The organism is Gammaproteobacteria bacterium, from assembly GCA_028817255.1.
Lineage (GTDB): Bacteria > Pseudomonadota > Gammaproteobacteria > Porifericomitales > Porifericomitaceae > Porifericomes > Porifericomes azotivorans.
Genome location: JAPPQA010000006.1, coordinates 1 through 2,825, shown reverse-complemented (window position 1 = coordinate 2,825; position 2,825 = coordinate 1). Strand labels below are relative to the sequence as shown.

The following is a 2,825-nucleotide window of genomic DNA, read 5'->3' as shown; positions in this document are numbered from 1 at the left end:
CTGCGCGGGAATGGCGGATATTTGCCGTGCCAGTAGGTAGTTTTTCGGGCAGTTCTGGATTTTCGGAGTTTTTACAGCCTGCTGCGCGGGAATGGCGAAAAAAAGCGGGAATGGCGAGGGGAAGATGCGTGCTGGGATACGTTTTAATCAGAGTATCCCATAGATAAGCTACCTCGCACCGCCACCGTACTGGAATCGCATCGCCTTATGCCGAAGAAGCCCCGCAAAGCCGCGCGTGACTACCGCCACAAGGAGGAAGCCTTGTTGCGCCCGGAAAGCGGCGCGCAGGATGTCTTCCCGCCCGCCAAGAGAAAGCCGCCCAGAACCTGGCGCTACGACTCTTCGTTGTCGCCCGAGTTGGCATGGGACGAGGCCGAGGTCCGCGGCAAGGGCGAGCGGTTAATCCGGGAGATTATTGACAGCGGCGATTTGGACCAGGCGCGGCGGGCCGCGGAAAAACTCAAAAGCCTGTCCGCATCCTTCCTCAACTGGAGCGGCAAGGCCGAACGGGGCAGTTTGACGGTCCCGACCCTGCCGCTGTTTGTACACGAGCGGCTTTCGACGCAGGCGGTGCTGGCGACCCTGAAGCGCCGCCACCCCAGGCGCGGGCAAACCCTGGACCTGTTCGGCGAAAGCGAGCGGAGCATCGGCGAGAAGATTCGCGGCGCATACGAGCATCTGAACGGCTGGCAGAACCGTCTGATCCTCGGCGACTCGCTGCAAGTCATGAACTCGCTGCTGGAATACGAGGGCCTGGGCGGACAGGTGCAGATGATCTATATGGATCCGCCCTACGGCGTCAAATTCGGCGGCAACTTCCAGCCCTTCGTGCGCCAGCGCAATGTCAAGGACGGCGACGACAATGCCATCAACCGCGAACCGGAAATGATCAAAGCCTACCGCGACACCTGGACGCTGGGCATTCATTCCTGGCTGACCTATATGCGCGACCGCCTGTTGCTGGCGCGGGAAATGTTGAGCGACAGCGGTTCGTGCTTCGTGCAGATTTCCGATGAGAATGTGCATCTCGTTCGGTGTTTGATGGACGAGGTTTTTGGGCGGGAGAATTTTGTTAGTTTCATTTCATACAGAACGAGTGCTCCGTTGGGCTCAAAATACATTCCTCATATTACCGATTATATTTGTTGGTATGCTAAAAATAAGACATCTATCAAATTTAGAAGGCTGTTTAATAAAAAAGGCCCTGATGATGGCTTTAACTTGGTGGAAACAGAGGAAGGAGACTTAAAAAATATAGCTGATTTGGGCAGGGAATTGAAAAAGGGAGAACGATTATTTTCCAGTATTACTCTTGTTGCAGCCGGGCCTAATGAGAAAACTATTTTTCCTGTTGAATATGCTGGGAAAACATGGAATCCCACAAGTGGCAGAGGCTGGAAAACAACTAAACAAGGAATGGAGAATATAAGAAAGCAAGGGAGATTTTATGAAAGTAAGACCGTATTACGTTACAAATATTATCTGGATGACTTTCCATACAAAGAAATCACCAGTTCCTGGCTTGATATGGCAGGAGCATCGGATAAATGCTATGTCGTTCAAACAAGCGAAAAAGTCATCCAGCGTTGTATCTTGATGACCACCGACCCCGGCGACCTCGTCTTCGACCCCACCTGCGGCAGCGGCACCACCGCCTGTGTCGCCGAACAATGGGGCCGCCGCTGGATTACCACCGATGTCTCCCGCGTGCCGCTGGCCCTCGCCCGCCAGCGTCTGCTGACGGCCACTTATCCGTACTATCAACTGAAAGACGAGCAACGCGGCCCGGCCGGCGGTTTTGTCTATGCCCGCAGGCAAAACAAAAAAGGCGAGGAAGTCGGCGGCATCGTGCCGCATATCACGCTGAAATCCATCGCCAACGACGAGCCGCCGGCGGAAGAGGTGTTGGTGGATAAACCGGAAATCGAGCGCAATGTCGCCCGTGTCACCGGCCCATTCTGTGTCGAGGCCGTATTGCCGACGCCGCTGTCGCCGGAGGCCAATGGGCGGCAGGCGCAAGAGCCCGAGCCGTTGCCGGACGACGAAGACTGCCATATCGAGCGCATGATTGAAGTGTTGCGTCAGTCGCCGGAATTGAAGCTGCAAGCTAACAAGACTTTCCGCCTGGCCAAGGTGCGCCCGCCCGCCAAATCCTTGAGCCTCCACGCCGAGGCCGAGAATCCAGACAACGGCGAGGCCATCGCCATCGTCTTCGGCCCGGCCAACGGCGCCATCAGCGAACGCGCCGTGATCGAGGCCGGCAAAGAGGCGCGCGCCAAAGATTACCGGCTGCTGCTGGTCATCGCCTTTGCCATAGAGCCCGCCGCCCGCCAAACCGTGGAGCGCAGCGAAGCGACCTTCGGCCTGCCGGCCTTTTATGCCCAGGCGAGCACGGATCTGGTGATGTCCGACCTGTTGAAAAATACCCGCTCCAGCCAACTTTTTGCCGTCGTCGGCCTGCCCGATATCAAACTGGAAAAAACCGGCGGCAAGGCCGAAGACGGCGCCGACTTGTGGCAGGCAACCCTGCAGGGCCTGGATGTGTTCGACCCCGCCACCATGGAGCATGGCGCGTTGCAGGGCGACGACGTGCCCTGCTGGATGTTGGACACCGACTACGACGGCCAGTGCTTCCGCGCCGGCCAGGTATTTTTCCCGCGCACTTCGGCCTGGGACAAAATCCGCCGGGCCGTGCGGGCCGATTTCGACGAGGCCGTATGGGAGCATCTGCGGGGCGCTGTCAGCGCGCCGTTCGTAGCCGGGGAGCAGGTTGCCGTCAAGGTCCTGGACGACCGCGGCAACGAACTGCTGGTGGTCAGGAAAAC

The 2,825-nt window shown here is 57.8% G+C and carries 1 protein-coding gene; it reads left to right on the top strand.

Features of this window, described 5'->3' with window-relative positions:
* Positions 1-207: 207 nt before the first annotated feature.
* A partial coding sequence (locus OXU43_00245; GenBank protein MDD9823611.1) for a site-specific DNA-methyltransferase occupies positions 208-2,825 on the top strand: 2,618 nt, incomplete at its 3' end.